Annotated in this window: 32 protein-coding genes; 19 read left to right on the top strand and 13 right to left on the bottom strand. The window is 31.0% G+C overall.

The window, feature by feature from the left end; translation table 11 throughout:
- Window positions 1-31: 31 nt before the first annotated feature.
- The 6 genes from radA to panC all read right to left on the bottom strand — a co-directional run bounded on the left by radA (window position 32) and on the right by panC (window position 4,423).
- Window positions 32-1,393, bottom strand: a complete 1,362-nt coding sequence (gene radA, locus Q0998_RS04605) for a DNA repair protein RadA (RefSeq protein ID WP_299666880.1) — start codon at window positions 1,391-1,393, stop codon at window positions 32-34.
- A 130-nt stretch (window positions 1,394-1,523) separates the two neighbouring features.
- Window positions 1,524-1,820 carry a type II toxin-antitoxin system RelE/ParE family toxin gene (locus tag Q0998_RS04600; RefSeq protein ID WP_366943601.1) on the bottom strand — a complete coding sequence of 99 codons (297 nt, stop codon included), beginning with the start codon at window positions 1,818-1,820 and terminating at the stop codon, window positions 1,524-1,526.
- Window positions 1,821-2,090: a hypothetical protein gene (locus tag Q0998_RS04595; protein WP_299666874.1), complete on the bottom strand. Its 270-nt coding sequence runs from the start codon at window positions 2,088-2,090 to the stop codon at window positions 1,821-1,823.
- A gap of 154 nt (window positions 2,091-2,244) precedes the next feature.
- Complete coding sequence (locus Q0998_RS04590; protein WP_299666871.1) at window positions 2,245-3,195, bottom strand: lysylphosphatidylglycerol synthase transmembrane domain-containing protein; 951 nt, start codon at window positions 3,193-3,195, stop codon at window positions 2,245-2,247.
- Between the two features lies 1 nt (window position 3,196).
- Window positions 3,197-3,547: an aspartate 1-decarboxylase gene (gene panD / locus Q0998_RS04585; protein ID WP_299666869.1), complete on the bottom strand. Its 351-nt coding sequence runs from the start codon at window positions 3,545-3,547 to the stop codon at window positions 3,197-3,199.
- A 27-nt stretch (window positions 3,548-3,574) separates the two neighbouring features.
- Window positions 3,575-4,423 (bottom strand): pantoate--beta-alanine ligase, encoded by an 849-nt coding sequence (gene panC / locus Q0998_RS04580; RefSeq protein WP_299666867.1) that lies wholly within the window; start codon window positions 4,421-4,423, stop codon window positions 3,575-3,577.
- Between the two features lie 97 nt (window positions 4,424-4,520).
- On the opposite strand from panC, the gene Q0998_RS04575 reads away from it, so the two are divergent.
- From Q0998_RS04575 to glmS, 3 genes are read left to right on the top strand one after another with little or no spacing between them, the layout of a single operon-like run.
- Entirely contained in the window at window positions 4,521-5,330 is an 810-nt protein-coding gene (locus Q0998_RS04575) for a glycogen/starch synthase (RefSeq protein WP_299666865.1), read from the top strand.
- Between the two features lie 10 nt (window positions 5,331-5,340).
- On the top strand, window positions 5,341-7,011 hold the full coding sequence (locus tag Q0998_RS04570) for a DUF4270 family protein (RefSeq protein ID WP_299666863.1): 1,671 nt from the start codon (window positions 5,341-5,343) through the stop codon (window positions 7,009-7,011).
- Window positions 7,012-7,037: 26 nt separating this feature from the next.
- A complete protein-coding gene (glmS, locus tag Q0998_RS04565) occupies window positions 7,038-8,894 on the top strand; it encodes a glutamine--fructose-6-phosphate transaminase (isomerizing) (protein WP_299666861.1) in 1,857 nt (618 codons plus the stop codon).
- A 48-nt stretch (window positions 8,895-8,942) separates the two neighbouring features.
- Here the strand turns inward: glmS and Q0998_RS04560 are convergent, their stop codons facing one another.
- The 3 genes from Q0998_RS04560 to Q0998_RS04550 form a co-directional block, all read right to left on the bottom strand.
- The gene (locus tag Q0998_RS04560; protein WP_299666859.1) at window positions 8,943-9,689 is read right to left on the bottom strand and encodes an energy transducer TonB; all 747 of its coding nucleotides are present in this window, start codon (window positions 9,687-9,689) and stop codon (window positions 8,943-8,945) included.
- A 145-nt stretch (window positions 9,690-9,834) separates the two neighbouring features.
- Window positions 9,835-10,440, bottom strand: a complete 606-nt coding sequence (locus Q0998_RS04555) for an NAD(P)/FAD-dependent oxidoreductase (RefSeq protein WP_299666857.1) — start codon at window positions 10,438-10,440, stop codon at window positions 9,835-9,837.
- Between the two features lies 1 nt (window position 10,441).
- Window positions 10,442-11,026 (bottom strand): MarC family protein, encoded by a 585-nt coding sequence (locus tag Q0998_RS04550; protein WP_299666855.1) that lies wholly within the window; start codon window positions 11,024-11,026, stop codon window positions 10,442-10,444.
- 85 nt (window positions 11,027-11,111) lie between these two features.
- Between Q0998_RS04550 and Q0998_RS04545 the strand changes: the two genes are divergently transcribed.
- From Q0998_RS04545 to tsaB, 15 genes are all read left to right on the top strand, one after another.
- Complete coding sequence (locus Q0998_RS04545; RefSeq protein ID WP_299666853.1) at window positions 11,112-11,681, top strand: DUF3109 family protein; 570 nt, start codon at window positions 11,112-11,114, stop codon at window positions 11,679-11,681.
- A gap of 109 nt (window positions 11,682-11,790) precedes the next feature.
- Entirely contained in the window at window positions 11,791-12,528 is a 738-nt protein-coding gene (locus tag Q0998_RS04540; RefSeq protein WP_299666851.1) for an energy transducer TonB, read from the top strand.
- A 68-nt stretch (window positions 12,529-12,596) separates the two neighbouring features.
- The gene (deoC, locus tag Q0998_RS04535) at window positions 12,597-13,343 is read left to right on the top strand and encodes a deoxyribose-phosphate aldolase (RefSeq protein ID WP_299666849.1); all 747 of its coding nucleotides are present in this window, start codon (window positions 12,597-12,599) and stop codon (window positions 13,341-13,343) included.
- A 2-nt stretch (window positions 13,344-13,345) separates the two neighbouring features.
- The gene (locus Q0998_RS04530; RefSeq protein WP_299666847.1) at window positions 13,346-13,918 is read left to right on the top strand and encodes an acyltransferase; all 573 of its coding nucleotides are present in this window, start codon (window positions 13,346-13,348) and stop codon (window positions 13,916-13,918) included.
- A 1-nt stretch (window position 13,919) separates the two neighbouring features.
- On the top strand, window positions 13,920-15,998 hold the full coding sequence (locus Q0998_RS04525; protein WP_299666845.1) for a gliding motility protein RemB: 2,079 nt from the start codon (window positions 13,920-13,922) through the stop codon (window positions 15,996-15,998).
- 207 nt (window positions 15,999-16,205) lie between these two features.
- A complete protein-coding gene (cyoE, locus tag Q0998_RS04520; RefSeq protein ID WP_299666843.1) occupies window positions 16,206-17,108 on the top strand; it encodes a heme o synthase in 903 nt (300 codons plus the stop codon).
- Between the two features lie 9 nt (window positions 17,109-17,117).
- A complete protein-coding gene (locus Q0998_RS04515) occupies window positions 17,118-17,702 on the top strand; it encodes a cytochrome c oxidase subunit 3 (protein ID WP_299666842.1) in 585 nt (194 codons plus the stop codon).
- Between the two features lie 56 nt (window positions 17,703-17,758).
- Window positions 17,759-18,739 (top strand): cytochrome c oxidase subunit 3, encoded by a 981-nt coding sequence (locus Q0998_RS04510; RefSeq protein ID WP_299666839.1) that lies wholly within the window; start codon window positions 17,759-17,761, stop codon window positions 18,737-18,739.
- 19 nt (window positions 18,740-18,758) lie between these two features.
- The gene (locus tag Q0998_RS04505) at window positions 18,759-19,097 is read left to right on the top strand and encodes a cytochrome C oxidase subunit IV family protein (RefSeq protein WP_299666836.1); all 339 of its coding nucleotides are present in this window, start codon (window positions 18,759-18,761) and stop codon (window positions 19,095-19,097) included.
- An 87-nt stretch (window positions 19,098-19,184) separates the two neighbouring features.
- The gene (locus tag Q0998_RS04500) at window positions 19,185-19,838 is read left to right on the top strand and encodes a hypothetical protein (protein ID WP_299666833.1); all 654 of its coding nucleotides are present in this window, start codon (window positions 19,185-19,187) and stop codon (window positions 19,836-19,838) included.
- A gap of 6 nt (window positions 19,839-19,844) precedes the next feature.
- The gene (locus Q0998_RS04495) at window positions 19,845-20,489 is read left to right on the top strand and encodes an SCO family protein (protein ID WP_299666830.1); all 645 of its coding nucleotides are present in this window, start codon (window positions 19,845-19,847) and stop codon (window positions 20,487-20,489) included.
- Window positions 20,482-21,045: a DUF420 domain-containing protein gene (locus Q0998_RS04490; protein ID WP_299666827.1), complete on the top strand. Its 564-nt coding sequence runs from the start codon at window positions 20,482-20,484 to the stop codon at window positions 21,043-21,045. Before Q0998_RS04495 ends, Q0998_RS04490 begins: the two co-directional genes overlap by 8 nt.
- Window positions 21,038-21,262, top strand: coding sequence for a hypothetical protein (locus Q0998_RS04485; protein WP_299666824.1), 225 nt, complete (start codon window positions 21,038-21,040; stop codon window positions 21,260-21,262). Before Q0998_RS04490 ends, Q0998_RS04485 begins: the two co-directional genes overlap by 8 nt.
- Window positions 21,263-21,484: 222 nt before the next feature.
- Window positions 21,485-22,828 (top strand): TolC family protein, encoded by a 1,344-nt coding sequence (locus Q0998_RS04480; protein WP_299666821.1) that lies wholly within the window; start codon window positions 21,485-21,487, stop codon window positions 22,826-22,828.
- Window positions 22,829-22,920: 92 nt separating this feature from the next.
- Window positions 22,921-23,607, top strand: a complete 687-nt coding sequence (tsaB, locus tag Q0998_RS04475; protein ID WP_299666818.1) for a tRNA (adenosine(37)-N6)-threonylcarbamoyltransferase complex dimerization subunit type 1 TsaB — start codon at window positions 22,921-22,923, stop codon at window positions 23,605-23,607.
- On the opposite strand, the gene Q0998_RS04470 is transcribed toward tsaB, so the two are convergent.
- From Q0998_RS04470 to Q0998_RS04460, 3 genes are all read right to left on the bottom strand, one after another.
- Window positions 23,597-24,397, bottom strand: coding sequence for a mechanosensitive ion channel domain-containing protein (locus tag Q0998_RS04470; protein ID WP_299666816.1), 801 nt, complete (start codon window positions 24,395-24,397; stop codon window positions 23,597-23,599). The two genes, tsaB and Q0998_RS04470, sit on opposite strands and share 11 nt — an antisense overlap.
- Window positions 24,398-24,480: 83 nt before the next feature.
- Entirely contained in the window at window positions 24,481-24,837 is a 357-nt protein-coding gene (locus Q0998_RS04465) for a DUF1304 domain-containing protein (RefSeq protein WP_299666813.1), read from the bottom strand.
- Between the two features lie 44 nt (window positions 24,838-24,881).
- The gene (locus Q0998_RS04460; protein WP_299666810.1) at window positions 24,882-25,082 is read right to left on the bottom strand and encodes a dodecin family protein; all 201 of its coding nucleotides are present in this window, start codon (window positions 25,080-25,082) and stop codon (window positions 24,882-24,884) included.
- 164 nt (window positions 25,083-25,246) lie between these two features.
- Here Q0998_RS04460 and Q0998_RS04455 point away from each other — a divergent pair, with 164 nt between their 5' ends.
- Window positions 25,247-25,600, top strand: coding sequence for a nicotinic acid mononucleotide adenyltransferase (locus Q0998_RS04455; protein ID WP_299666807.1), 354 nt, complete (start codon window positions 25,247-25,249; stop codon window positions 25,598-25,600).
- Between the two features lie 446 nt (window positions 25,601-26,046).
- Here Q0998_RS04455 and Q0998_RS04450 read toward each other — a convergent pair whose 3' ends face one another.
- Window positions 26,047-26,766 (bottom strand): energy transducer TonB, encoded by a 720-nt coding sequence (locus Q0998_RS04450; protein WP_299666804.1) that lies wholly within the window; start codon window positions 26,764-26,766, stop codon window positions 26,047-26,049.
- Window positions 26,767-26,786 lie beyond the last annotated feature (20 nt).

Here is a 26,786-nt window from a genome sequence, read left to right as displayed (position 1 = left end):
TGCAAGGGGTTTAAACCCCTTGTAATGCCAGTTAAGCAAACAAAGTAGCAAAAGCCTCTTCTATTTTACCCACTAAAAGCAATTTTATTCCATGGTTTTTAGAAGAAATCTTATTGTATTTAGAAGCCACAAAAGTTCTATAACCTAACTTTTCTGCTTCTAAAATTCGTTGATCTATTTTAGAAACGGGTCTAATTTCTCCTGCCAAACCAACTTCTGCCGCAAAACACACATTCGGGTTGATCGCAATATCTTGATTGGATGATAAAATGGCCGCAACAACCGCCAAATCTATAGCAGGATCATCTACATTTATGCCGCCAGTAATATTTAAAAATACATCTTTTGCGCCCAATTTAAAACCTGCACGTTTTTCTAAAACAGCCAAAATCATGTTGAGACGTTTTAGATTATAACCCGTTGTAGAACGTTGTGGAGTTCCATAAACTGCCGTAGAAACCAACGCTTGAATTTCGATCATTAAAGGTCGAATGCCTTCTAATGTGGAAGCAATTGCTGTGCCGCTTAAATCTGCATCTTTTTTAGAAATTAAAATTTCAGACGGATTGGAGATTTCTCTTAACCCGCTAGAAAGCATTTCATAAATACCCAATTCGGAGGTAGAACCAAACCTGTTTTTTTGTGATCTTAAAATTCTGTAGGTATGATTTCTATCACCTTCAAACTGTAAAACCACATCTACCATGTGTTCTAAAATTTTTGGGCCGGCAATGTTTCCTTCTTTATTAATATGACCAATTAGTAAAACAGGAGTTGCAGTTTCTTTTGCAAATTTGATCAATTCTGCTGCAGTTTCTCTAATTTGAGAAATGCTTCCAGGAGAAGCTTCTATATGATTGGTGTGTAAAGTTTGTATTGAATCGATTACCAAGACTTCAGGCTCGGTTTCTTCAATATTTTTAAAGATTTGTTGCGTGTTCGTTTCGGTAAGAATTAGACAATTAGAATTATTTACTTCTAACCTGTCTGCTCTCATTTTTATTTGAGATTGGCTTTCTTCACCAGAAACATACAAAACTTTCTGACTTATATTTAAGGCAACTTGTAATAATAATGTCGATTTTCCAATACCAGGTTCACCCCCCAAAAGTGTTACAGAACCTTTTACCAATCCGCCACCTAAAACCGTATCTAATTCGTTGTTATTGGTAACCACTCTTTCTTCAGGATTCAGCTGAATATCTGCAATTTTTAAAGGTCTATTAACGGTTTGTTTTGCCGTTGTAGATTGTTTCCAAACACGTTTTTCTTCTTTTTGAATAACCTCTTCAACAATCGTATTCCATTCTTTACAAGCGCCACATTGCCCCACCCATTTGGCATGTTGTGTTCCACAATTCTGACAGAAAAAAGTTGTTTTGGTTTTGGCCATTTTTTATTTTAAAACACAAATTTACGCTAAACTTATCAATATTTATTTGTGAAAATCTAGTAAATTTACTTTAATTTTTTGGGATAAAAAAAGACTTATCAGCTTTGTGAAAATTTACAAAAAAGAGGAATCAATCTAAAATTAATTTGTTGGGATTTTGTTTGCTACTAAAAACGTCAATAATTAAAACATAATTTATTTTTCTTTCATAAATGATTTTATAATCCCATTTAGAAACAAATCTTACAGCTTCATCATTAATTATTAAGTCTTTTGAATATTCAATATTATTATCAGATAGAGAATCACCTAATTTTGTTAATTTATTAAAAACCATCAAAGCATTTTGAGGACTTTTTTCAAATATATAATTATAAATTCCTAAAAGAGAATTCATAGATTTTGATGACCAAACAACTTTTAAAATTTAAGAGTTTCTATTGCTTAAAACATGTTCTCTAACCTCTGATGTTGTGAAAGTTTTTGCTCCATTATCAACATCTGTTCTAATTCTATTAATATGTTTTATGTAGTTTTTTTTGGTTAAAGGTTCACCATCAATTGTGTACCCAACTATTTTAGAGGAGTGTTCCTCGTTTTGATGTACATTATAAATAGCTTCCACTTCATTTAGAACGTTTTCATCTGTTTCTAAAATCCATTTAGATAATGCGATTCTTTTTTCTTTCGAGTTCATAACAATTGCTTTTATCAAAGATAATAATATTTAAATTATACCTTTGATGAATATTTTCTTAAAGTTGACAAATAGTTGCGTTAGCGATTGAAAGATATTATGGAAAGCGCGACATTTTCAGAGAACCTAACTGCGGCCGACAGGCGCTAAAAAATTACTTTTCTTTATTGTAAATTGGAAGGATAAGAAAAGCCAAACCACCAAAAACGATAATCATGGCTGTTTGTGCTGTCCACATAATCCAACCGAATGCGGTGGCAGGTTCTGTTGGAATATCAAATAAAGCCAAAGCGCCAGCAACTGCAATTGGGTATAAGCCAATGCCACCATTTGTTGCGGCAATAGAAAATCCGCCGGCAATAAAACCAATCAAAATGCCACCAAAAGGAACTTCTAAACCCTCAATTGCAGGTATTGTTGCCCAAAACATGGCCACATACATTACCCAAATAAAAACGGTATGAAAAATAAATGCCCATTTGTTTTTCATTTTAAAAATGCTGGTAACCCCTTCTATTAAACCAGAAATAAAAGTTTTAATTTTTAATAAAAAACCAGAAGTAGCCTTATTTACAAAAGACCTAAAAATAAAGAAACCGATAATTAATAGAACTAAACCGATGATGATTTTAGTAGGATCGAAGTTTTTGGTTAATAAATCATAAATAAAGTCAAACTGTACAAAAAGTGTGATTGCTACAATGGAAAGCATCATTATTAAATCTGCAATGCGTTCTGCTACAATGGTTCCAAAGCCTTTTTCAAAGGGAATTTTTTCATAGTTTGTCATTACAGTTGCTCTTGAAATTTCTCCAGCTCTTGGCAACGCTAAATTTACCAAATAAGCAACTAAGACAGCCAAAATACTATTTGTAAATTTTGGTTTAAAACCAAGAGGTTCTAACATAAATTTCCATCTGTATGCTCTAGAAAGGTGACTTAAAATACCGAAGAATAAACCAAGAAAAATCCAACTATAATTCGCTTCTTTAAAGTATTTCCCTAGCGTTTCTAAAGAAATATCAGACAAAGAGTACCAAACTAAAAAACCTCCCAATGCGAGAGGTAATATAATTTTTACTATTTTTTTTGCTGAAGAATTCAAACTACGTTAGTGTATTGTCTTTTTCATTCGGAAAAACCAACGAAGGTTTAAAAACCTTTGCTTCTTCTAATTCCATAAAGGCATACACAATTAAAATTAAAACATCTCCAACAGCAACCAAACGAGAAGCAGCACCATTTAAGGTAATTTCTCCACTTCCACGAGGACCAGGAATTGCATAGGTTTCTAAGCGATTTCCGTTGTTATTATTAACTATTTGAACGCGCTCGCCTTCAATAATTCCAGCAGCATCCATTAGGTCTTCATCTATGGTAATGCTTCCTATATAATTTAAATCTGCACCTGTAACTTTTACACGGTGGATTTTTGATTTTACTACTTGTACTAACATGCTACAAAAATAGGGATTTTTTGGTTACTAATTTTTTAAACGAATGTTATCAATCAATCTTATTTTTCCTGCAAAAACAGCAATAAAAGCTCTGTATTTCTTGTTAGATGCTGCTTTTTTAACAGTTTCTAATGATTTTTCTTCAGCAATGGTAAAATACTCTAATTCTAGTAAAGGCTGGTTTTTAAACTGATTCTCTACCCAATTGTTAATATCAGTGATGTTTTCTTTACCAAATTTCTTATTTACTTTTTTAAGAGTTTTATAAATGAACGGTACAATTTCTCTATGTTCTTTAGACAATCTTGCATTTCTAGAACTCATTGCCAAACCATCTTCTTCTCTAAAAATTGGACAACCCTTGATTTTTACTGGAAGATGATGCTTTTTAACCATTTTTTTAATCACCTGCAATTGCTGAAAATCTTTTTGCCCAAAATATGCTTTGTTTGGCTCAACAATTTCAAAGAGTGTTTTTACAATGGTGCCAACACCATCAAAATGACCTTTTCTAAACTTCCCTTCCATTTGGTGTTCTAAACCATCAAAATTAAAGTTTTTAGAAACGATGTTTTCTGCATAAATTTCTTCCACAGAAGGACAAAAAAGAACATCAGTAGCAACAGACTCAAGTAACTTTATATCATTTTCTAGCGTTTTTGGGTACTTATTTAAATCCTCAATATTATCAAACTGTGTAGGATTTACAAAAACACTTATAACAACAATATCATTTTTCTCTTTAGCTTTTTCAATTAAAGATAAATGACCTCGATGTAAAGCACCCATTGTTGGTACAAAACCAATTGTTTTTTTATTCCTTTTATGTTCTAAAATACAGTCTTTTAGATCTTTTTTACTGTTGAAAATTTTCATTCTAAAAATATTGATAAAGCGTGCAAACTTACCATTTTAACACGATATTAGCATAATAATTTGTATTTTTGCCAATCTCATAAAAAGAGTTTGATTAATGAAGGACAAGAGAATATTGTTTGTTTCGTCTGAAGTAGTGCCTTACTTACCCGAAACAGAACTATCATCAACTGCGTTTACTGCAGCAAAAAATGCACATTCTAAAGGAGTACAAACCAGAATCTTTATGCCAAGATATGGCGTTATTAATGAACGAAGACACCAATTACATGAGGTAATTCGTCTTTCTGGAATGAACTTGGTTGTAAATGATATGGACATGCCATTAATTATAAAAGTGGCTTCTATACCAAAAGAAAGAATGCAAGTTTATTTTATTGATAACGAAGAATATTTTAAAAGAAAAGCCGTTTTTACAGATGAAGATGACAATTTGTTTTCAGACAATGATGAACGTGCCATTTTCTTTGCAAAAGGAGTGATAGAAACAGTAAAAAAATTAAACTGGGCACCAGACATTATTCATGTTCATGGTTGGATGGCTTCTTTACTTCCTTTGTATTTAAGAGAGTTCTATAACGAAGAACCACTTTTTACCGAAAGTAAAATTGTAACTTCTATTTATAATAACGGATTTGAAGGCGAATTAAGTACAAATCTTGCAGATAAAGTAAAATTCGATTTAAATAAAGAAGAAAAAGTAACCACTATTAAAACACCTAATCATACTAATATTTTAAAAAGTGCCATTGAAAATTCTGATGCAATTATTCATGGTAGTGAAGATATTTCTGAAGAATTATCTTCTTTTATAGAAGATAAAGAGATGCCTGTTTTAGGATATCAACTAGAAAATCTTAAAGAAAGTTATTTAAATTTTTATGCTGATTTAGTTTCGGCCAATTAATTATTTTATAGTGAAAAATTTTATTAGAAAAAGTGTTTACATAGGTGTTGTATTATTTGTTGTTTCTTTTGTTATTTCATGTGAAGAAGACTTTACAGATATTGAAAGTGGGGTAATAAGTAATACTAAATTCTCTACAGGCGAAGTTGTATTAGATTTAGAAATAAGTTCTATAAATATAGAAAGTATTATAGCAGACAATATAGGCTTGCCTGTATTACAAAATAATAGCAGACCTCAGGTAGATTATTGGCTAGGAGTCTATAAAAAAGAGAATGCTAAAAATTTAGAAGCTGGTTTTGTTTCTCAAATTAGTCTTCCTTCTATTTTAAAAACAAGTGAAGATGTTATTGACGGAGATACGATTTATAACTTAGATCAAGTCGTTTTAAAAATTCCTTATACGGCTGTTTCATTAGGCGCAAATTCTGAAGGAATAACTACGTATCGGTTAGATTCAATTTTAGGAAATACAGCTGTTGCAACAGCTATTGAAGTATATCAAAATCCAACATTTTTAAGTGTTTTGAATCCTGCAAACCCTGCAAAAATAAATTCCTATCCTTCTAATTTCGACTATCAAGAAACAGAATTATTATCAGCAGCAGATTTTTCTTTTACACCTTCAGCTACAGACACAATTTTTGAATTCGACAGAATAGATAGAAGTGTAGATGTGAATAACACAAGCACAGTTAAAGATACGCTTAAAGTTATGGGTGCTGCAAATGTACCTGTTCCTTTTTTAGCAATTCCGCTAGACTTAAACAAAATGAAAACAACGTTTTGGGATAAGTTTAACGAAGCTGAGTTTTCTTCGTCAGACGCATTTCAGGATTATTTTAGAGGCGTTATTTTAAAAGCAAAAGGTAGTGATGGTGCTTTAGTTCCGTTTAATTTATCTTCAAATTCAGAGGCATCTATAGATTTTTTATATTCTAAGACCATTTTAAAAGATGCAGTTGTAGATACCATTATAAAAGAAGATTATTCTTTTTCTTTAACTGGTATTCAAAATAATATGTATAAAACAGACAACATTATACCGCAACCAACAAATAGTTTTGTAGTTCAAGGAACCGCTGGTTTGTCTGCCGAAATAAAGATTTTAGGTGTGAATTTAGCTAATTTAGATTCAGAGGATCCGTTTTTAGTCTATGCAAATAAAGATGTAGACAATAATAATTACCTTGATTTAGAAGAATTAGCTTCTATAAAAGATGTTGGTAATAATGAATTTGGTTTTTTAATAAATGATGCAGATTTAACTTTTGTGGTCAATAGTGCGTTAAGTTCAAACGCAGATGTTTTACCTCAAAGACTTTATGTGTATCAAAATAAAGATAATGGCAATGGAGGAGTAACACCTACACATGTATCAGACTCTTATGAAGAAGGTGCAAGTTTTAATGGGAATTTGTTTACTAACGATGCTGATGTTCCTGAAGATTATACTTTTAAAATAACCGATTATATTTCTGATATTATGGACCGTTCTTCTGATGATTTTTCTCCACTGGTTCTAAAAGTATTTAATGTTACAGACAATCCTGTAATTACTGGATTTTTAAATCAGAACGTTTTACAATACAATTGGAATCCTAGATCTGTTGTTTTATTTAATGAAAATGGAGATAAAAAAGCGAGATTAAAAATATCTTACACCAAGAAACTAAATTAACCAACCAACTTTAATAATTAACTTTTATGTGTGGAATCACAGGATATATAGGTTTTAGAGATGCTTATCCTATCGTAATTAATGGTCTTAGAAGACTTGAGTATAGAGGATACGATAGTTCTGGAATCATGATGTTTGATGGCAAAAATATCCACCTTTCTAAAACGAAAGGTAAGGTTGCTGACTTAGAACTTATTACAAACAAAGAAAAGGAAAGAAAAGTAGGAAAAATTGGTATGGGTCACACGCGTTGGGCAACTCACGGTGTACCAAATGACGTAAATTCTCATCCTCATTTTTCTCAATCTGGAAATTTAGTAATTGTTCATAATGGTATTATTGAAAATTATGATACCTTAAAGAAAGAACTAACTTCAAGAGGATATATTTTTAAAAGTGATACGGATACAGAAGTTTTAATCAATTTAATTGAAGAGGTAAAAAAACAAGAAAGTTGTAAATTAGGAAAAGCTGTACAACTCGCTTTAAACAACGTAATAGGAGCTTATGCTATTGCTGTTTTTGACAAGACAAAACCAAATGAAATAATTGTTGCTCGTTTGGGAAGCCCAATTGCAATTGGAGTAGGAAAAGACAATTCAGAGTTTTTTGTAGCTTCAGACGCTTCTCCTTTTATTGAATATACCAAAGATGCTATTTATTTAGAAGATGAAGAAATGGCAATTATCAAACTAGATAAAGGAATTGTAATTCATAAAATTCATGATGATAGTTTAGTGGATGCAAATATTCAAGAACTACAAATCAGTTTAGATCAAATAGAAAAAGGTGGTTACGATCACTTTATGTTAAAAGAAATTAACGAGCAACCAAAAGCCATCATCGATACGTATCGTGGAAGAATGCTTGCAGATGAAGGAATCATAAGAATGTCTGGTATAGACGATCATATGAACAGGTTTTTAAATGCTGAAAGAATTATAATTGTTGCCTGTGGTACCTCTTGGCATGCTGGTTTGGTAGGAGAATATCTGATTGAAGAATTTGCACGGATTCCTGTTGAGGTAGAATATGCATCAGAATTTAGATATAGAAATCCTATTGTAACTTCTAAAGACATTGTAATTGCAATCTCTCAATCTGGAGAAACAGCAGATACATTAGCCGCTATTAAATTAGCAAAATCTAAAGGAGCATTTGTCTTTGGTATCTGTAATGTGGTAGGTTCATCTATTGCTAGAGAAACAGATGCTGGGGCTTACACACATGCAGGTCCAGAAATTGGTGTGGCTTCTACAAAAGCATTTACAACACAAATTACAGTGTTAACATTAATCGCTTTAAAGTTAGCCTCTAAAAAAGGAGAAATTTCTAAGCCTGAATTAAGAACTCAGTTGCAAAAAATGCAATTAATTCCTGGTAAAATAGAAAATCTATTAAAAATAGATGGTAAAGTAAAGGAAATTGCGGCTGTTTATAAAGATGCAACAAATTGTTTGTATTTAGGTAGAGGATTTAACTTCCCCGTAGCTTTAGAAGGTGCTTTGAAATTGAAAGAAATTTCTTATATACATGCAGAAGGATATCCTGCGGCAGAAATGAAGCATGGTCCAATTGCTTTAATTGATGAAAATATGCCAATTTTTGTGATTGCAACAAATAAAGGGCATTATGAAAAAGTGGTAAGCAATATTCAAGAAATTAAATCTAGAGCTGGAAAAATTATAGCGATTGTAACTGAAGGTGATACTCAAGTGAAAGAGATTGCCGATCATGTAATAGAAATTCCAGAGACAGAAGAAGCATTCACTCCGCTTTTAACTACCATTCCTTTTCAGTTATTGTCTTATCATATTGCAGTGATGTTAAATAAAAACGTAGATCAACCAAGAAATTTAGCAAAATCGGTTACGGTAGAATAAGTTTTTAGGGTATAAATAATTATAGATAAATCCAGCTTTATGCTGGATTTATTGTCTTACTTCAAAAGTTATAGGTAAGCTATAACTAACTGTTACAGGAATCCCTCTTTGTTTGCCAGGTTGCATTTTTGGTAATGAACTAATAATTTCAACAACCTCTTTCTCTAATCTTGGATGAGGTGCTCTCGCTTTTATATTTGTCACTATACCCGTTTTATCTATTTTAAAAACTACGAATATTCTTTTTTTACCTTCACTTAAACCAAGTTCTGTTGCCAAATCTACATCAAATCTTGAAGCAAAATATGCTGTAATTTTTTTTGTAAAGCAGGCTTTTAATTCTTTATTATTTCCTTTACACCCAGGAAAAACGGGTACATCTTCAATTAAAATAAAAGGCACATCTTCTACAATTTCTTCACCTTCTTGAACTTCAAAAATATTATCTGTAGTAATAACAGCGTTTGTAACAGCTTCATTTTCATTAGTCTCGGTAGTCTCTAAAATGGTTTCGTTTACTTTTATATCATCTTCAACTACTTTTATATCATCATAGGTTGGTGGGGGAAGTGTTTTTTTTTGAGTTGGTTTCATTTTAGGTATTTTAATGATAGGTATATCTTCTTTCATTTCATCGGTCATATGAACTTCGCCTAAACTTTTAACATCAGCATGTTCGTGAGTTTTGTGTTCTATAAGGACATAGATAGTAAATAAGCTGAGTGCTAACCCTATTTGAAGGAAAATTTTACTAAAATTTTCTAATTGTTTTCTGGGATATTTTTTAACTTCCATCTGAACCCTTTTAAGTTTTTATAAAATACAAACAGGCTATTTAATAATAGTCGCGGAGAATTATATAATGAGAGATAAAATCTCTCTCAAGATGAATGCTCACACTAAAGGTAGAAAGTTTTTAAAGGTTAAAATATGATGAAGGTCATATTTTATCGTGCACTTTAGTGGGAATAGTATCATTCCAAAGTGTTAAAATATCTGTGGCAACACTTGCACCGCTGCCAGCAGCAATCGCAAACTGACTTCTGCCACCAGCAATAGTGCCACAACAATACAAGCCTTTTTTAATGAAATAGTTTGTGTTTTTTAGTTGGATTCTGTCCTTTTCAGGATGAGCTTTTTTATGAGGCTCAATAAAATTTTCGAAGCCTTTAATTGTAAAAGGTTTTGAATAATTGAGTGCTAATACTACAATTTTAGAGAAATAAATGTTTTTGTTAGTTGTTACCTTATATGCACCATTAAAATTGGCAATAGACAGTACTTTTTCGTTTTCTATTTGAGAAACATGAGCATACAGGTTTGCTAATTGTTCTTTTCCGTCAATTAAAATATCTTTTCCTAGGGTTTTAGGCTTTAGACCTAACACATTATTAAACAAAGCATTTTGAAGGTGAGAAGTCTTTTGATGCATGATAATTCCGATATTTTTATCAGCAGCAAACGCTTTGTTTTTAGCAGAGCCAAGTACTAACGCGCATTGCATTCCAGAAACACCACCACCAATAACTAACGCATCAAAAATCATCTTAAATAAATAAAGCTTTAATGTTCGCAGCAAATAATTTTACAGCAATTGCTAATAGAATCACACCAAAAACTTTTCTAATGATTTGAATTCCCGTGGGTCCAATTACACGTTCTATTTTTGATGATGTTTTTAATACTCCATAAATAACAATCACATTAAGAAATACCGCTACTATTATATTTTCTATAGAAAATTCTGCACGTAGAGAAAGTAATGTTGTTAAGCTTCCAGGACCCGCAATTAATGGAAAAGCCAAAGGAAAAACAGTAGCCGTTATAGCTCCAGAATCTGCATCATCTTTGTAAAGTGTAATTCCTAAAATCATTTCTAAGGCAATAAAAAATAAAATAAAAGAACCTGCAACTGCAAAAGAGTTTACGTCAATACCTATTAAACTTAATAAACTTTGCCCTAAAAAAAGAAATACAACCATAATTACACCCGCAATTAAAGAGGCCTTTTCAGATTGAATATGACCCACTTTTTTACGTAAGTCTATAATAATAGGAATGTTTCCAATAATATCTATTACAGCAAATAATATCATAAAGGCTGTAAAAATTTCTTTGAAGTTAAAATTCATGTTTGGGTATTTTATTTTGCAAAATTAATCAACTAACTTTATCAAAGTGTAAATTTAAAGAAAAAAAAACCCTTATTTTTACCAGATGTTTCAGTTAGGAAAAACAATTATTTCAGAAGATATTATTGAAAAGGATTTTTTTTGCAATCTCTCTGCATGTAAAGGCGCTTGTTGTGTTGCGGGTGAAGCAGGTGCACCCTTAGATAAAGAAGAGACTAAAATCTTAGAAGAGATCTATCCAAAGGTAAAACCTTTTTTACGCAAAGAAGGAATTGAGGTTATTGAAAAAAACGGAACTTGGGTAACAAGTGATTGGGGCGAATTAGAAACGCCATTAATTGGAGGAAAAGATTGTGCGTATGTTATTTTTGACGAAAAAAAGACAGCACTTTGCGGAATTGAAGAAGCCTATAATTCTGGAGCAATAGACTGGAAAAAACCTGTTTCTTGTCATTTATACCCCATAAGAGTAAAAGATTATAGCGAATTTTCTGCGGTAAATTATCATAAATGGGAAGTTTGCGATGATGCTTGTGCTCTAGGAAAAGAATTACAAATACCAATTTATAAGTTTGTAAAACAAGCCTTAGTAAGAAAGTTTGGGCAAAATTGGTACGACGAATTAGAAAAAGTTGCAGCAAAACACTTAGAATAAATTCAGTTTTTTAATAAAAATCATAATTAAAGCATCAAATTTTTTGATGCTGTTTTTTTTGGCATGTTATTTGTTTTAACAAAGTCTTAACATATAAAACTTTCTAATTATGAAAAACCTGAAAAAACTACCAACCAAACAATTAGAAAAGTTCTCTAACATTTTTACCCAGTTAGGACTTGTATTAGTGCTCTTTGTTGTTTACGTGACATTAGAACACCAAACCGAACAGAAAACGATAGCCGTTTATGATTCAGAAAATACAACAACAATTTATATTGAACCCGATACAGAAGTCCTTTTTAAAAAAGAAGTCAAGGTAAAGCCTGTAGCTCAAGTTCATCAACCTAAAGTTTTCATTCCAGATGAAATAAAAAAAGGCGATGATGATATTATAGAAACAGTTATTGATGAACCTGCAGTAGATCCTGTAGAAATAAATTTAGATGCATTTGTCGAAATTAAAGAACCAGAAAAAATCGGTCCAGAAACAGTTCCTTTTATCAATATTGAAGATGCACCCGTTTTTAAAGGATGTGAAGGCTTGTCAAAAGAAGAAAATAAAGTTTGTTTTGATAAAAAAATGAAACAATTCGTACAACAAAATTTTGATGCAGGCTTGGCAAGCGAATTAGGTTTAAATGCTGGACGTTATAAAATTCAGACACAATTTTTAATCGATGCTAAAGGCAATGTTGTAGATATAAAAATTAGAGCACCACATAAACAACTAGAAAAAGAAACCAATAGGTTGATAAAAAAGCTCCCTAAATTCACTCCAGGAATGCAAAGAAAAAAACCTGTAAGAGTCAGGTATACACTTCCCATTTCCTTTAGTGTAGAATAAATATACAAACCCAACCAAATGGTTGGGTTTTTTTATACCTGCAATTTAGATTTTAGTACTTTTGCCACATGAAAATAAATCAATTTTTAGATGCTACCCATTTAAAAACAGCAACACAAGCAGGTATTTCTGAAGAAGAAAATTTACAAAAAGTTTTACAACTTGTAGAAGAAGCAATGCTTTACGACTACAAATTGATTATGATTCGTGCTCAATATATTCTTACAGTAAAAAAAACTCTGAGGGCAGCAAATTCTAACATACTTGTAGGAACTGTCATTGATTTTCCTAAAGGAAACAATTCCGTAGAAAAGAAATTAGAAGCAGCAAAAAAAGCAATTAATTTAGGTGCAGACGAATTAGATTTTGTGATAAATTACCAAGCTTTTAAAGAAGGAAACATTCCTTTAATAAATAAAGAAGTAACGGATTGTGTAAAGCTTTGTCTTACACATTACAAAGTTGCAAAATTCATTATAGAAGTTGCTGCGTTAACAAACGAAGAAATAATTGTAATTTCACAACTGATAAAAAAAGTTGTTTTAGAAAATTTTGGCGAAGAAAATGCAAAAAATGTATTTGTAAAATCGTCCACAGGTTTTTTTAAAACGGAAGATCATATACCAAATGGCGCGACTTTAGAAACCATAAAATTGATTTCTAAAAATGCAAAACCCCTAAAAATAAAAGCTGCTGGTGGTGTAAGAGATTATAAAACAGCTTTAAAAATGATTGCTTTAGGTGTTGATAGAATTGGCACATCATCATCAAAAGAAATAATTAATAAAACACAAAACTCAAACCCAAGTTACTAATTTTGAAAGAATTTTTCGCACATAAAACTGCAGTTATAGATGCAGATTGTAAAATTGGAAAAGATACCAAAATATGGCATTTTAGCCATATCATGTCGCATTGTATTATTGGTGAAGGTTGTAATATTGGCCAGAATGTAGTAGTTTCTCCTAAAGTTATTTTAGGTAAAAATGTAAAAGTGCAAAATAATGTTTCTATTTACACAGGTGTTATTTGTGAAGACGATGTTTTTTTAGGGCCTTCTATGGTTTTTACGAATGTAATGAATCCACGAAGTGCAATTATAAGACAAGATGAATATCAAAAAACAATCGTTAAAAAAGGGGCAAGTATTGGTGCAAATGCAACAATTGTTTGCGGCAATGCTATTGGTGAATATGCTTTTATTGGTGCAGGTGCTGTGGTAACTAGAGAAGTTTTACCTTTTGCATTAGTTGTTGGCAATCCATCTAAACAAATTGGTTGGGTGAGTGAATATGGTCACAGATTAAAGTTTGATAAAAACGGATTTGCAACTTGCAAAGAGAGCAAACAAGAATATCAATTAAAAAATAATACAGTTATAAAATTATAGAATGCTTAAAAAATACTTATTAGTAGTTTTATTATTTCCTTCAATATTTTATTCACAAACAGAAAGGTACCCAGTTTACGATGGCTGTAAAGGTTCAGAAATTACTTCGATTGAAGATTGTTTTTACAACACCACAAAAAAACACTTTTTTGCAGCATTTAAAACACCATCAATTGTAGAAAACGAAAAATACACTGGTACTGCAAATGTTTTATTCGTAGTTACAAAAAAAGGAAATTTTAAAATAATTTACGTAAACAGTCCCTATAAAGAAATAAAAAAAGAGGCGGAAAGCGCTTTTAAAATTTTCCCTAAAATTACTCCTGCTAAGTTCAATAATAGAGATATAGAGATGCAATTCAATCTGCCAATTTCATTTCCCATCAATACGAAAGAACTCAATGCGGAAGAAACGGTAATCCTAAATTCAGATACAGCAAAAAATAAAGAAGACTTGTTTGCAATTGTAGAAAAAAATAGAATAGCAGATTCCGCTTTTTTAGAGCACGATAGTCAATTAAACATTCCATTTACTCATCAAAGATATGTAGATTATGAATTTGCTTTGCACAAAGCAAATGGAACTCACACTGCTTCTAAACCTTATATTTATAGTGAAATAAATAAATATTTAGATTTAACAGCACAAAAAAAGAAATTTCTAAAGCCAAATGTAAAGTCTTGGGTTGGTAATAAAATTTGGAATGAACATTTGCTACAGGTTAAAAAAGAAGATTTTTGGTTTACCGTAGATTTTTTGGTGGATGTTCAGATAGGAAAAGACAATTCAGATGCTTCTTATACGTATAATAACTCTAGAATTTTAAGTGTTAATGGAGGTTTGGGTAATAAATTCTCATATTCAGCAACCGTTTATGAAAGTCAGGCAAGATTTGCAGAGTATGTGAATAGTTATATTTCAAATAAATCGCTTTTAACAAGACCAAAAAATTCTGAAGGTTTGGTTCCAGGAAGAGGAAAAGCAAAAGGATTTAAAGAAGATGCGTTTGATTATCCTGTTGCTGAAGGATATTTAGCATTTCAACCCAATAAATTTATGCAGTTTCAATTTGGTAATGGTAGAAATTTTATAGGAGACGGTTACAGGTCTTTTATACTTTCTGATGTTTCTTCTCCAACAACCTATCTAAAAATGAAAGTAGATTTTTGGAAATTGCAATATACCAATGTTTGGATGTGGAATACAGAACCGTCTATTTCTTCTGTATCTAACCCAAATGAACATGCTAGAAAGTACATAGCAGCACATTATTTAAGCTTAAACCTTACAAAAAAACTAAATATTGGTTTCTTTGAAACTGCTATTTCTACAGGAGAAAATGGTTTTGATGCCGGTTTTTTAAATCCGGTTATTTTTTACAGATCTGTTGAGTTTAACAGAGGTGAAGATTCTGGAAATGCCATTATTGGTTTGACAGGGAAATATAAATTAAATAATAATATCTCTTTATATGCTCAACTAATTGTTGATGAATTTTCTATTGGAAATTTAGATGATCTCGGAAAGTGGCAAAATAAATTTGCGTACCAATTAGGAGTAAAATATTTTGATGCTTTTCATGTGGATGATTTATTTCTTCAATTTGAATACAATTATGCAAGACCTTATACCTTTGCTCACAAATCTCCTATTTTAAATTATGGTAATTATAGCCAACCCATGGGACATTTATGGGGAGCAAATTTTTACGAAGCTATTGCAATTGCACGTTATAAGAAAGATAGATGGTCTTTTAATGGGAAATTAACATTCGGTAAAAAAGGTTTTGATTTTCAAGATGAAGCGATTAGTTATGGGGGAAATATTTATCAATCGTATGAAGATAGATTTGGAGATACTGGCAACGAACTAGCACAAGGTAATACAGCAACTATATTTATAGCAGATTTTCAAGGAAATTACTTACTGAATCCAGCAAATAATTTAAATCTTTTTGGCGGTTTTACTTATAGGAAATTCTCTCCAAAAGTATCAACAACTCCTTACCCAGAGGGAAATACAGTTTGGTTTTCTGTAGGTGTTAGAGCAGATTTATTCAATTGGTATTTAGATTTTTAAAATTTAGTATTTCTTTAATATTTTATTTAAAAATAATCCATATATTTGTAGTGTGATTCTTTTTAAGGATCACACTTTTTCTTTTTCATAGCAATTTTCCCACTCAATTTATTGAGTGGGTTTTTTTATTTATTTTAACATCAAAAGCCTTAAAAGCTATGGTAAATTCAGATATATCAAATATCTTTGCAAACTAATTGTGGTAATATGAATACAGCAGTTATTTCAGACAAGAAAACAGCTATGCAAACGATTATTTCAGACTTTAAACAACTTACCAAAGTTGGCTTGTCGTTAAGTGTTGTGTTTTCTGCTGTTGCAGGGTATCTTCTTGCGGTAGAATCTGTAAATTATCTAACACTTTTTCTTTTAGCGCTTGGTGGTTTTTTTATGGTGGGTGCTTCAAATGCATTCAACCAAATAATAGAGAAAGATACTGATGCTATCATGAAACGTACTCAAAACAGGCCTTTGCCAACAGGTAGAATGTCTGTAAATACAGCATTAGCAACGGCCATAGTATTTACCATTCTTGGAATCGCAATTTTATATAGTATCAATCCAAAATCTGCTTTATTTGGTGCCATTTCTATATTTTTATATACCTGTGCTTATACTCCGTTAAAGGCAGTAACACCTTTAACTGTTTTTGTAGGAGCAATTCCAGGAGCAATTCCGTTTATGTTAGGTTGGGTTGCAGCAACCAATAATTTTGGGATCGAAGCAGGTTTTTTATTTATGATTCAGTTTTTCTGGCAGTTTCCACATTTTTGGGCAATTGGTTGGTTGCAATATGAAGAATATAAAAAAGCAGGCTTTAATATGTTGCCGATGGGCAAAAAAGATAAAGGAGCCATCAAACAAATTATATTTTACACATTCATTATGATTTTGGTTTCGATAGCCCCAGTTTTAAAAGTTTCTGGAGCATTTTATATCTATCCATTAACAGCAGTAATTATTGCTTTATTAGGAATTGTAATGTTGTATTATGGAATAAAACTTTATAAAAGTGAACAAAATATAGACGCAAGAAAATTAATGCTGTCTAGTGTTTTGTATATAACTGTTGTGCAAGTTATATATGTAGTAGATAAATTTTTACATTAAAGAAGGAAGATGGAAGAACAAGCATTACAACAAGAATTAACAGTTGCAAGAAAGAAAGCCGCAAAACCAATGCTATGGGTTGGTATGATTAGTATGGTGATGTTTTTTGCTGGATTAACAAGTGCCTATGTAATTAGTATGGAAAGAGATGATTGGGTAACTTTTGATTTACCTGATGCGTTTTATATAAGTACAGTCTTAATTGTATTAAGTAGCATTACATTAATTTTATCAAAAAGATTTTTAAAACAAGACAAAAGGCAATTATCTTTACTATTGCTAGTGGTAACATTATTTTTAGGAATTGGTTTTGTTTGGCAACAATATGTAGGTTTTAACCAGCTTAAAAGTATTGGGTTGTTTTTTACAGGACTAGAAAGTACAGTATCAACATCTTTTATTATCGGAATTACATTTATGCACGTTTTACACTTGTTAGCGGGCTTAATTGTGCTTTTTGTTGTTATTTATAATCATTTTAAATATAAGTATAAACCAAATGATTTACTAGGGTTTGAACTCGGTGCAATCTTTTGGCATTTTGTAGATATACTATGGATTTATCTATTTTTCTTTTTCTATTTTATTAGGTGATGAAAAATGATTAATTTTGCGAAACTATTTTAATATTCAAGTAATAGAAAACATTTATGGAAGCAAATATTGCTGTACCAACTGACAAAAAAGAAACCTGGGGTGGAGGTAACGCTAGACCGTTTGGTGCTAGCTATGGTAAAATGATGATGTGGTTCTTCATCTTATCAGATGCATTAACTTTTTCAGGATTTTTAGCTGCTTATGGTTTAACTCGATTCAAGTTTATAGATTCTTGGCCAATTGCAGACGAAGTTTTTACCCACGTACCTTTTGTTCATGGAGATTTTCCTATGATCTACGTCGCAATCATGACGTTTATCTTAATCTTTTCATCTGTAACCATGGTATTGGCAGTAGATGCTGGTCATCAAATGAAAAAAAATAAAGTTGCTTGGTATATGTTTGCTACCATTATTGGAGGTATTATTTTTGTGGGCTCACAAGCTTGGGAATGGGGTACTTTTATAAAAGGTTCATACGGAGCAGTAAAAACCACAGAAGGTAAAGTATTACAGTTTGTTAAAGATGGTAAACAAATAGCTTTGGCAGATTTTGTTGTTGGACCAAGAACAGATGTTAGAGAACAACATACTCGAAAAAATGGTTTATGGTTTCAAAGTGAAGGAACCATTGCAACGTATTCGGTAGATCAAGTTGTGAATGCATACAAAGCAAATCCTGCAATTCAAGTAAGAACAGAGTTAATAGATTTAGAAAAAAAGCAGAAAACAATTCTTTCTAGAGAAGAAGGCGCAGCACAATTGGCAAAAACAAAGATGGTTGTTGAAGGTGCAAACTTAAAAGTAAATGAATATGGAAATACCATTTTTGCAGACTTCTTTTTCTTTATTACAGGTTTTCACGGTTTTCACGTACTTTCAGGAATTATAATTAATATCATCATATTTTTTAATGTAATCTTAGGAACTTACGAGAAAAGAGGACATTATGAAATGGTAGAAAAGGTTGGTTTATATTGGCACTTTGTAGATTTAGTTTGGGTATTTGTATTTACCTTCTTCTACTTAGTATAATTAAAATAATAAGATAGCAATGGCACACGCACACGAATCAAATACAAAAAGAATATGGGTAGTTTTCGGTATTCTTTCTTTTATTACCATAGTAGAAGTATACTTAGGTATTATTAAACCAGAGGCGCTACACTTACATGGGCCAGGAACAAGTTGGTTAAATTGGATTTTTATCATTTTAACTTTAGCAAAGGCTTATGGTATTGCATGGGTTTTTATGCACTTAGAAGGAGAGAAAAAATGGTTTAGACGCTCTATAGTATGGACTGCCGTTTTTTTAGTCACCTATTTGGTTACCTTACTATTAATTGAAGGAGGTTATTTATTCGATACATTAGCACCACTTGTAAATTGGTAAGATATTTTAGAAAGGTGGTTTTAACCACCTTTTTTTTTGCTTTTTTAAATCGTTAAATATTGGTTAAAACCTTAAACAGAAACTAGAATGAAATTTTTTACAAAAAAAAGAGTCGTACTTTTTTTACTCTTTATATTTCCATTGTTATTTTATCTAGTACTTTCTTCTGGTATTAATAACTTTGCAAAATTGCCAATTGTCACAAAAAATATTGCTGATATTTCTTTGATAGATAGTACTCAATCGGTACAGTTTAAAGGAAATATTTCTGTAGTTTGTTTTTTAGGTGAAGATATTGAATCCATAAAAGGTGCCGTTTTCAACCTAAATCAAAAAATATACAAACCTTTTTATGGTTTTAAGAATTTTCAGGTAATTGCAATTTATCCGAAAAACAAAATAAAAGAAGTAGATGCACTTCAAAAGGAAGTTGGTGCATTTACGAACATGCTTAAATGGAAGTTTGTAGCTAGTTCTAAAGAAGAAATAAAAGCTTTGTATGATAGTTTTAATACAAATGAACCTCTAAATAACCTACAAACTACAAAAGCTTTTATCATAGATAAAGAAGTCAATTTAAGAGGAAGAACAGATGACGGCGATGCAGAAGATGGTAAACTCTTTGGGTACAATATGCGTTCTGTTGCCATCTTAAAAGATAAGATGAAAGACGATGTAAAAGTTCTGTTGGCTGAATACAGATTGGCTCTAAAAAAGAACGACGCAGATAGAGAAATATAAAACATTATGAACAAGAAGTATTCATATATAGGGATTGCATTTATCATTTTATTGTTTGGTATTTATACGGTTCCAAAAGTAGTAGATCGTTTTAAAGATTCAGATTTGGTAAAATTTGATAAAGTTCCAGATTTTGAGTTCATCAATCAAGAAGGAAAAACAATCACCAATAAAACCTATGCGAATAAAGTGTATGTTGTGGAGTTTTTCTTTTCTACGTGTCCAACCATTTGCCCAATAATGAATCAAAAAATGTTGACCATTCAAGATGATTTTTTTGGGAATCCAAATTTTGGAATTGCTTCCATCTCTATCACTCCAGAAATAGATACGCCTAAAATTTTAAAAGAATATGCCAAAACAAACGGAATTACACATAGAAACTGGCACCTTTTAACAGGAAAAAGCGACGAGGTTGTATATGCACTTTCTAACAAAGGCTTTAAATTATACGTAGGCAAAGGAGATGATGAACATGGTGGATTTGAACATTCTGGACTGTTTGCTTTGGTAGATAAAGATGGATATATACGATCTAGAAAAGACGAATATGGAAATCCTATCATGTATTACAGAGCCATTAAAGAGCAAATTTTTCCAGATCAAATACAAGAATTAAAAGAAGATATTAAAATTTTGTTGGATGAATAATACTGAAATAAATTCAGCGCAAGTCTTAGCGCAAGAAAAAAAGTATAAAAAGATAATTACTGCATTGTCTATTATAATTCCTATTGCCGTTGCAGCTTTATTCGGTATTAATCTAAGAAAATTAGGGTTTGATGTTGAACCTCTAAAGTTTCTTCCACCAATTTATGCTTCTATAAATGGATTAACAGCAGTTCTTTTAATTGCGGCTGTTATCGCTATAAAAAAAGGAAATAAAAAATTACATGAACAATTAAATACCACAGCAATAGCCTGCTCTTTAGTTTTCTTGCTCATGTACATTGCATACCATATGACCTCAGATGCTACTTCCTTTGGCGCAGAAGGAATTGTAAAGTACGTGTACTATTTTATTTTAATCACACACATTGTTTTATCTGTTGTGGTGATTCCTTTTGTTTTGATTACTTATATGCGAGCAAAGTTGGGGCAATTTCCAGCCCATAAAAAAATAGCGAAGAAAACTTTTCCTCTATGGCTGTATGTAGCTATTACCGGTGTAGTAGTGTATCTAATGATTTCTCCTTATTATGTGTAAGAATAAAACGGTTTTTTCTCTATTATTTTTAGTTATTTTAACTTCTAAAAATTCGTTTTCTCAATGTGCAATGTGCAAAGCTGTTGTAGAAAATGGCGATATTTCTATGGCAGAAGGTGTAAATAATGGAATTACGTATCTTATGATTTTTCCGTATATCCTTGTAGGTGGTTTGTTTTATATGATTTACAAACATAAAAAGAGCGCTAAAAATTAACATTTAAATAAGAGGAGATTGCTGTAACATATTTTACTTTTAGTCGTCTTATAAGAACTAACAAAAGATAAGAATGTTCAATTTTAAATGAAAGTGTTCGGTTTTGTAACAAAATTTAGAAATTTATTTTTTTAAATAAATGGTTTACAGAATCTTACATTTTTTTCTTTTTTTGGTATAACTATTGAAAAATCAATCAACATAATATAAAATTTAAAAATTTTGAAAACCAACCTTATTCTATTTGTAGTAGTATTCACTTCAATTGCTACTTTTTCTCAAAAACAATGGACACTTAAAGAAGCAGTAAACCAAGCATTAGACAAAAATATTTCCATCCAACAAAACAAACTAAGTCTAGAACTTGCAAAAAAAGATGTCGACATCGCAAAAGGTAATTTTTTACCTAATTTAAGTGGGAATACAGGAGGTAATTTAAACTTTGGTACTAGTTTCGATCCTACAACTCAAAATAGAACTTCTACAACTTTATTTGGGGGATCTGTAAATTTAAGTTCAAATTATACAGTATTTAACGGTTTTAGAAATACAAACACATACAAGCAAGCGCAATTAGGTGTAGAATCTGGATTATATGATTTAAAACAAATAGAAAATGATATTTCTTTAAGAGTTGTAAATACCTATTTAAATATTTTATTTGCTAAAGAAAATTTGGCGGTTGCAAATGTTCAAGCAGCAATTAGTAAAAAACAAATTGAAGCTGCAGAAGCTCGTTTTGAAGCGGGTGCCATTGCAAAAGGAGAGTTGTTAAATTTTCAATCTACCGCAGCAAATGATTTACAGAATGTAATAATACAAGAAAATGCATTAGATTTGGCAGTATTAAATTTAGCACAGTTATTACAAGAACCCGCAGAAAGTTTTGATGTTGCACCCATAGAAGTTGGTACACCTTCAGCTAGTTTATTGTATCAAAATTCATCAGCTGTATATCAGAAATCTTTAAATTATATGCCCGAAATTGCAAGAGCAAAATTAGACATTGAAAATGCAGATTTGAATATAGCTATTACTAAAGGGAGTTTTTTTCCTACAATAACTGCATCTGCAGGTTTGTCTACTAATTATGGTTTTGATCTTAAAGACAATACAATTACTACTTTTAGTTCATTAAACAAACCTTTATTCTCACAATTTAATGAAAATTTAGGGTATGGTGTTGGTTTTAATGTAAGCATTCCAATTTTTAACAGATTTCAAACTAAAAATAGAGTCGCACAATCTATGATAAACAAAGAAATTTCTGAAACGAGATTAGAAAGTGAAAAGTTACAATTAAAGCAAACGATAGAACAAGCATTTTTAGATGTAAGATCTGCGTTAAAATCTTATGAAGCTGCAAAAATTTCTTTAGAAGCACAAAAAGAAGCTTTTAAAAATGCTCAAGAAAGATACAATTACGGTGCCATGACCTTGTTTGATTTCGATTTGGTAAGAACACGTTTGGTAAATGCCGAAGGAATTATGATTCGTTCTAAATATGATTATGTTTTTAAAACAAAAGTGCTACAATTTTACTCTGGTGAATTAGTTTTCGATTAGTAAAAATAAATTTATAAATGCAGCCTCACTCGTTTTTTAAACTTGTGAGGTTTTTGTTTTTTTGAAATACTATCTTTGTAAAAAATTAGATATTGGTAACGATCCTTAACATAGAAACATCTACAAAAAATTGTTCTGCAAGTATTGCAAGAGATGGTGAAATTATTCAAATGAAAGAATTGAATAATGGTAATTATTCACATGCAGAAGTTTTACACCCTTTTATAGAAAGTCTTTTAAAAGATGGAAATATTTCTAAAAAGGAAATTAACGCGATTGCCGTAAGCAAAGGCCCAGGTTCTTATACAGGACTAAGAATTGGTGTTTCTGCAGCAAAAGGGCTTTGTTTTGCTTTAAACGTGCCATTAATAGCAATAGACACATTAACATCGCTTTCACATGTAATTTCTATAGATGAAGGTGTCATCATCCCTATGTTAGATGCTAGGAGAATGGAAGTATATTCGGCTGTTTTTAATCATAAAAATAAAAAAATAAGAGAAATTAAAGCAGAAATTATTGATGAGAAATCATTTTCTGCGTATTTAGAAAAAGAAAAAGTATATTTTCTAGGTGATGGCGCTCAGAAATGTAAAGAAATCATCAGGCATACAAATGCTATTTTTATAGATGATAAGTTTCCATCAGCCAAAGAAATGGCAGCATTATCATATGCAAAATATAAAAAAAACAACTTTGAAGATGTCGCTTATTTTGAACCTTTTTATTTAAAAGATTTTATTGTTATTCCCGAAAAGAAGAAGAAACCTACTTTTTAACAACAACTCTATGCGGATAAGGGATTTCTATTTCTGCAGCATCTAAAGCTTCCTTAATGTTCTCCATACAATCAAAATATACGGCCCAATAATCGGCAGTATTGCACCAAGGTCTCACAGCAAAGTTTACAGAACTATCAGCCAATTCTAAAACGGTAATTCCAGGTGCAGGTTCTTTTAAAACTTTTGGGTGGGCTGTTACAACATCTTTTAAAACCTGTTTGGCTTGTTTCATATCAGCATTATAACTAACGCCAATAACTAAATCTACACGTCTTGTGCCTTCTGTAGTGTAATTTATGATGTTTCCATTAGACAAGGAACCATTGGGAATAATAATTTCTTTATTAGATAAACCAATTAGTTTTGTTGTAAAGATTTCTATTTCTTTCACAGTGCCCATTTCTCCTTGGGCTTGCACCAAATCTCCAATTTTAAAAGGTTTGAAAATCATAATTAAAACACCCCCCGCAAAATTTGCTAAAGAGCCCTGCAAAGCCAAACCTATTGCCAAACCAGCAGCAGCTAAAATTGCAGCGAAAGAAGCGGTTTCTACCCCTAATTTTGCGATGACTGTTATAAATAATATTATTTTAAGAATCCAACCAAGTAAATTTCCTAAAAACTTTTGAAGTGAAATATCTACATTTCTTTTTCTTAAAATCTTTTTAGTGGTATTTAAAATTACACGAATTACAATTAGACCTATAATTAATAGGGCCAAAGCCATTAAAATATTGGGAGTATATTCTAAAAGAACACTTTTGATAATATCGATATATTCTTCCATATTTAGATTAAAGAGAATTGTAATACTTTCATTAAATCTTCTGTATTTTCCTTACTAAACTTTGCCATTTTCATACTAGAATTTTACACGAACAAAGTTAGTACTATTGCTAAAATAGCGGGTATAGATTGAATATAAAATACACTTATTTTTTTTAGTGAATATGCACCATAGATACCAGCAATTAGCACACATATTAAAAAGAACAGCACTGTTGGTTCTTTATTGTATAATAGAGACCAGATTAAGCCAACAGCTAAAAATAAATTATACAGCCCTTGGTTTGCAGCCATCACTTTCGTTTCTTCTGCAAATTCTTTTGTTTTTATACCAAAGGATTTCATAGCTTTTGTAGTTGTCCACAAAAATACTTCCAAATAAAATATATAGAAATGAATTAATGCAACCAAAACGATGAACGTAATTTTTAAATATTCCATTTTTTTTAAATTAAATCGCTTTATTAGGTGTTACTTTTAAATGATTAACTTACTTCAAAAGTAATTTTTAGATTTACTCTAAACTCTGTAACATTATCTCCATTTACAACTGCACTCTGAGATTGTACAAATGCAGATTTAATATTTTTAACAGATTTAGAAGCTTGTTTTACTGCTTTTCTGGTTGCTTCTTCCCAACTTTTTTCTGAGTTCGCTAGAACTTCAATAACTTTCATTACTGCCATGATCTTTTTTTTTTAAAGGTTCTTAATAGGTAAATGTAGTAAAAATCAATTCACCAAACATTATAATAGCTCGAATGTTAAGTTAATGTTACGTAAATGTTTGTAAATTGTTACAAAATGTTTATATTTGTAACTGTAGTGTTAACCCTTTAAATATATAAGTCATGAAAAAGATATTTACAATCGCAATTTTTTGTATCGCAGCAATAGGATATTCACAAGATATAAAGCCAACTTATAAAGCGGAAGGTGACTTAGTAAAAGCTACCTATTATCATGAAGATGGTTCTGTAAGTACTGAGGGTTATTTTAAAGATAAAAAATTAACGGGAAAATGGACTCGTTTTGACAAAGAAGGAAACAAAACACAGTTAGCATTCTATAAAGACGGAAAGAAAACAGGAAAATGGTTTTTCTGGAACGAAGGTTCTTTAAAAGAAATAACTTATAATAACAATACCATTGAAAGTGTTAATTTATGGAAAGCAGAAGCATCTAAAGTAGCGGTCAATAAATAAAACATTTTCACCAATAATTTTAAAAAATCCAAAGTATTTATACTTTGGATTTTTTGGTTATATAGCTTTGTGATATTTAGAGTGATAGATTTTTTTCAGTTTTTAAAAGCAATTTAATCGAAAGAATTTCTTTAGACGCTACCTTGAGGTTTGCGTTGAAATTGGTATTACCTTCAAACTATGCATGAAACGATCGAAATAGCGCTATCTCTCTGCCTCGAGGAGAGTTGAATTCAATATATTCTTTATGATTTACTTTTAAGATTTTTTAATAAAACGCTTAGTAGAGCTGAATGAATTCCCTTTTGATTTAGGTGAATAGAGTTTCAATTTTTATTTTTAGTTGTGTAGCATCATTTATATACTTTTTAAACAAACTATTGAGCACAAAAAAACGCTTAGAAATTCATCTAAGCGTTTTCCATATGATTTTATAATTTTTTATGCTACTCTACTATTAAAGAAAATGGAATGTTATAACTTACACCTACTGGTTTTCCTCTTTGCTTACCAGGTTTCATTCTAGGTAATAATTTCATCACCTTCACAACTTCATCTTTAATTTTTGGGTGTGGTGCTCTAGCTTGTATGTTTACAATATTACCTTGTCTATCAATCTTAAACCCAATAAAAACTCTTTTTTTACCAGGAGAAAGACCTAACTCATTAGGTAAATCTGCATCAAATTTTCTAAGAAAGTGTTTTTGTACCATTCTACTAAAACAATCTTTTAACTCTTTTTTAGTTCCTTTACACCCTGGAAATATCGGAGCATCTTCAATAATCATAAAGTTTACATCTTCTATTACTTCTTCTGCTTCTGCAATTTCTACAATTTCTTCAACTTCTACTGCTTCAGTTTCATCGGTTTCTGTAGATTCTATGACTGTTTCCTCAACCTCTTTTTCATCTTCTACAACCTCAATTTTCTCTGGAGTTGGTGGTGGTGGTGTTTTTGGTTTTACAGGTTCTATTCTTTCAGTAATAGGAATATCTTCTTCCATTTCTGCATTCATGTTTACAACACCTAAGTCTCCAATACTTTTGTCGTAAGTTTTCTTTTCAATTGCAGCATAAGTAACAAATAAAGCTAGTACAAGACCTATTTGCATAAAAATTTTGCTGTAATTTTCTAAATTTGACTTCGGATTTTTCTTAATTTCCATTATAAAGAGTTTTTAATAGT

The organism is uncultured Polaribacter sp., assembly GCF_947501385.1.
In the GTDB taxonomy this organism is placed as follows: Bacteria; Bacteroidota; Bacteroidia; order Flavobacteriales; family Flavobacteriaceae; genus Polaribacter.
Note: the sequence above shows the minus strand (reverse complement) of the source record. Positions and strands in the feature narration are given on the sequence as shown.

Excerpts from the sequence above, each read along its gene's own strand:
- cyoE (WP_299666843.1), top strand. The coding sequence starts at position 16,206 with ATGAATACAGCAGTTATTTCAGACAAGAAAACAGCTATGCAAACGATT.
- Q0998_RS04490 (WP_299666827.1), top strand. The coding sequence starts at position 20,482 with ATGAATAATACTGAAATAAATTCAGCGCAAGTCTTAGCGCAAGAAAAA.
- Q0998_RS04525 (WP_299666845.1), top strand. The coding sequence starts at position 13,920 with ATGCTTAAAAAATACTTATTAGTAGTTTTATTATTTCCTTCAATATTT.
- Q0998_RS04515 (WP_299666842.1), top strand. The coding sequence starts at position 17,118 with ATGGAAGAACAAGCATTACAACAAGAATTAACAGTTGCAAGAAAGAAA.
- Q0998_RS04495 (WP_299666830.1), top strand. The coding sequence starts at position 19,845 with ATGAACAAGAAGTATTCATATATAGGGATTGCATTTATCATTTTATTG.
- glmS (WP_299666861.1), top strand. The coding sequence starts at position 7,038 with ATGTGTGGAATCACAGGATATATAGGTTTTAGAGATGCTTATCCTATC.
- Q0998_RS04455 (WP_299666807.1), top strand. The coding sequence starts at position 25,247 with ATGAAAAAGATATTTACAATCGCAATTTTTTGTATCGCAGCAATAGGA.
- Q0998_RS04560 (WP_299666859.1), bottom strand. The coding sequence starts at position 9,689 with ATGGAAGTTAAAAAATATCCCAGAAAACAATTAGAAAATTTTAGTAAA.
- Q0998_RS04485 (WP_299666824.1), top strand. The coding sequence starts at position 21,038 with ATGTGTAAGAATAAAACGGTTTTTTCTCTATTATTTTTAGTTATTTTA.
- deoC (WP_299666849.1), top strand. The coding sequence starts at position 12,597 with ATGAAAATAAATCAATTTTTAGATGCTACCCATTTAAAAACAGCAACA.
- Q0998_RS04540 (WP_299666851.1), top strand. The coding sequence starts at position 11,791 with ATGAAAAACCTGAAAAAACTACCAACCAAACAATTAGAAAAGTTCTCT.
- Q0998_RS04575 (WP_299666865.1), top strand. The coding sequence starts at position 4,521 with ATGAAGGACAAGAGAATATTGTTTGTTTCGTCTGAAGTAGTGCCTTAC.
- Q0998_RS04465 (WP_299666813.1), bottom strand. The coding sequence starts at position 24,837 with ATGGAATATTTAAAAATTACGTTCATCGTTTTGGTTGCATTAATTCAT.
- panC (WP_299666867.1), bottom strand. The coding sequence starts at position 4,423 with ATGAAAATTTTCAACAGTAAAAAAGATCTAAAAGACTGTATTTTAGAA.
- Q0998_RS04470 (WP_299666816.1), bottom strand. The coding sequence starts at position 24,397 with ATGGAAGAATATATCGATATTATCAAAAGTGTTCTTTTAGAATATACT.
- Q0998_RS04500 (WP_299666833.1), top strand. The coding sequence starts at position 19,185 with ATGAAATTTTTTACAAAAAAAAGAGTCGTACTTTTTTTACTCTTTATA.
- Q0998_RS04505 (WP_299666836.1), top strand. The coding sequence starts at position 18,759 with ATGGCACACGCACACGAATCAAATACAAAAAGAATATGGGTAGTTTTC.
- radA (WP_299666880.1), bottom strand. The coding sequence starts at position 1,393 with ATGGCCAAAACCAAAACAACTTTTTTCTGTCAGAATTGTGGAACACAA.
- panD (WP_299666869.1), bottom strand. The coding sequence starts at position 3,547 with ATGTTAGTACAAGTAGTAAAATCAAAAATCCACCGTGTAAAAGTTACA.
- Q0998_RS04555 (WP_299666857.1), bottom strand. The coding sequence starts at position 10,440 with ATGATTTTTGATGCGTTAGTTATTGGTGGTGGTGTTTCTGGAATGCAA.
- Q0998_RS04550 (WP_299666855.1), bottom strand. The coding sequence starts at position 11,026 with ATGAATTTTAACTTCAAAGAAATTTTTACAGCCTTTATGATATTATTT.
- Q0998_RS04510 (WP_299666839.1), top strand. The coding sequence starts at position 17,759 with ATGGAAGCAAATATTGCTGTACCAACTGACAAAAAAGAAACCTGGGGT.
- Q0998_RS04460 (WP_299666810.1), bottom strand. The coding sequence starts at position 25,082 with ATGGCAGTAATGAAAGTTATTGAAGTTCTAGCGAACTCAGAAAAAAGT.
- Q0998_RS04545 (WP_299666853.1), top strand. The coding sequence starts at position 11,112 with ATGTTTCAGTTAGGAAAAACAATTATTTCAGAAGATATTATTGAAAAG.
- Q0998_RS04595 (WP_299666874.1), bottom strand. The coding sequence starts at position 2,090 with ATGAACTCGAAAGAAAAAAGAATCGCATTATCTAAATGGATTTTAGAA.
- Q0998_RS04450 (WP_299666804.1), bottom strand. The coding sequence starts at position 26,766 with ATGGAAATTAAGAAAAATCCGAAGTCAAATTTAGAAAATTACAGCAAA.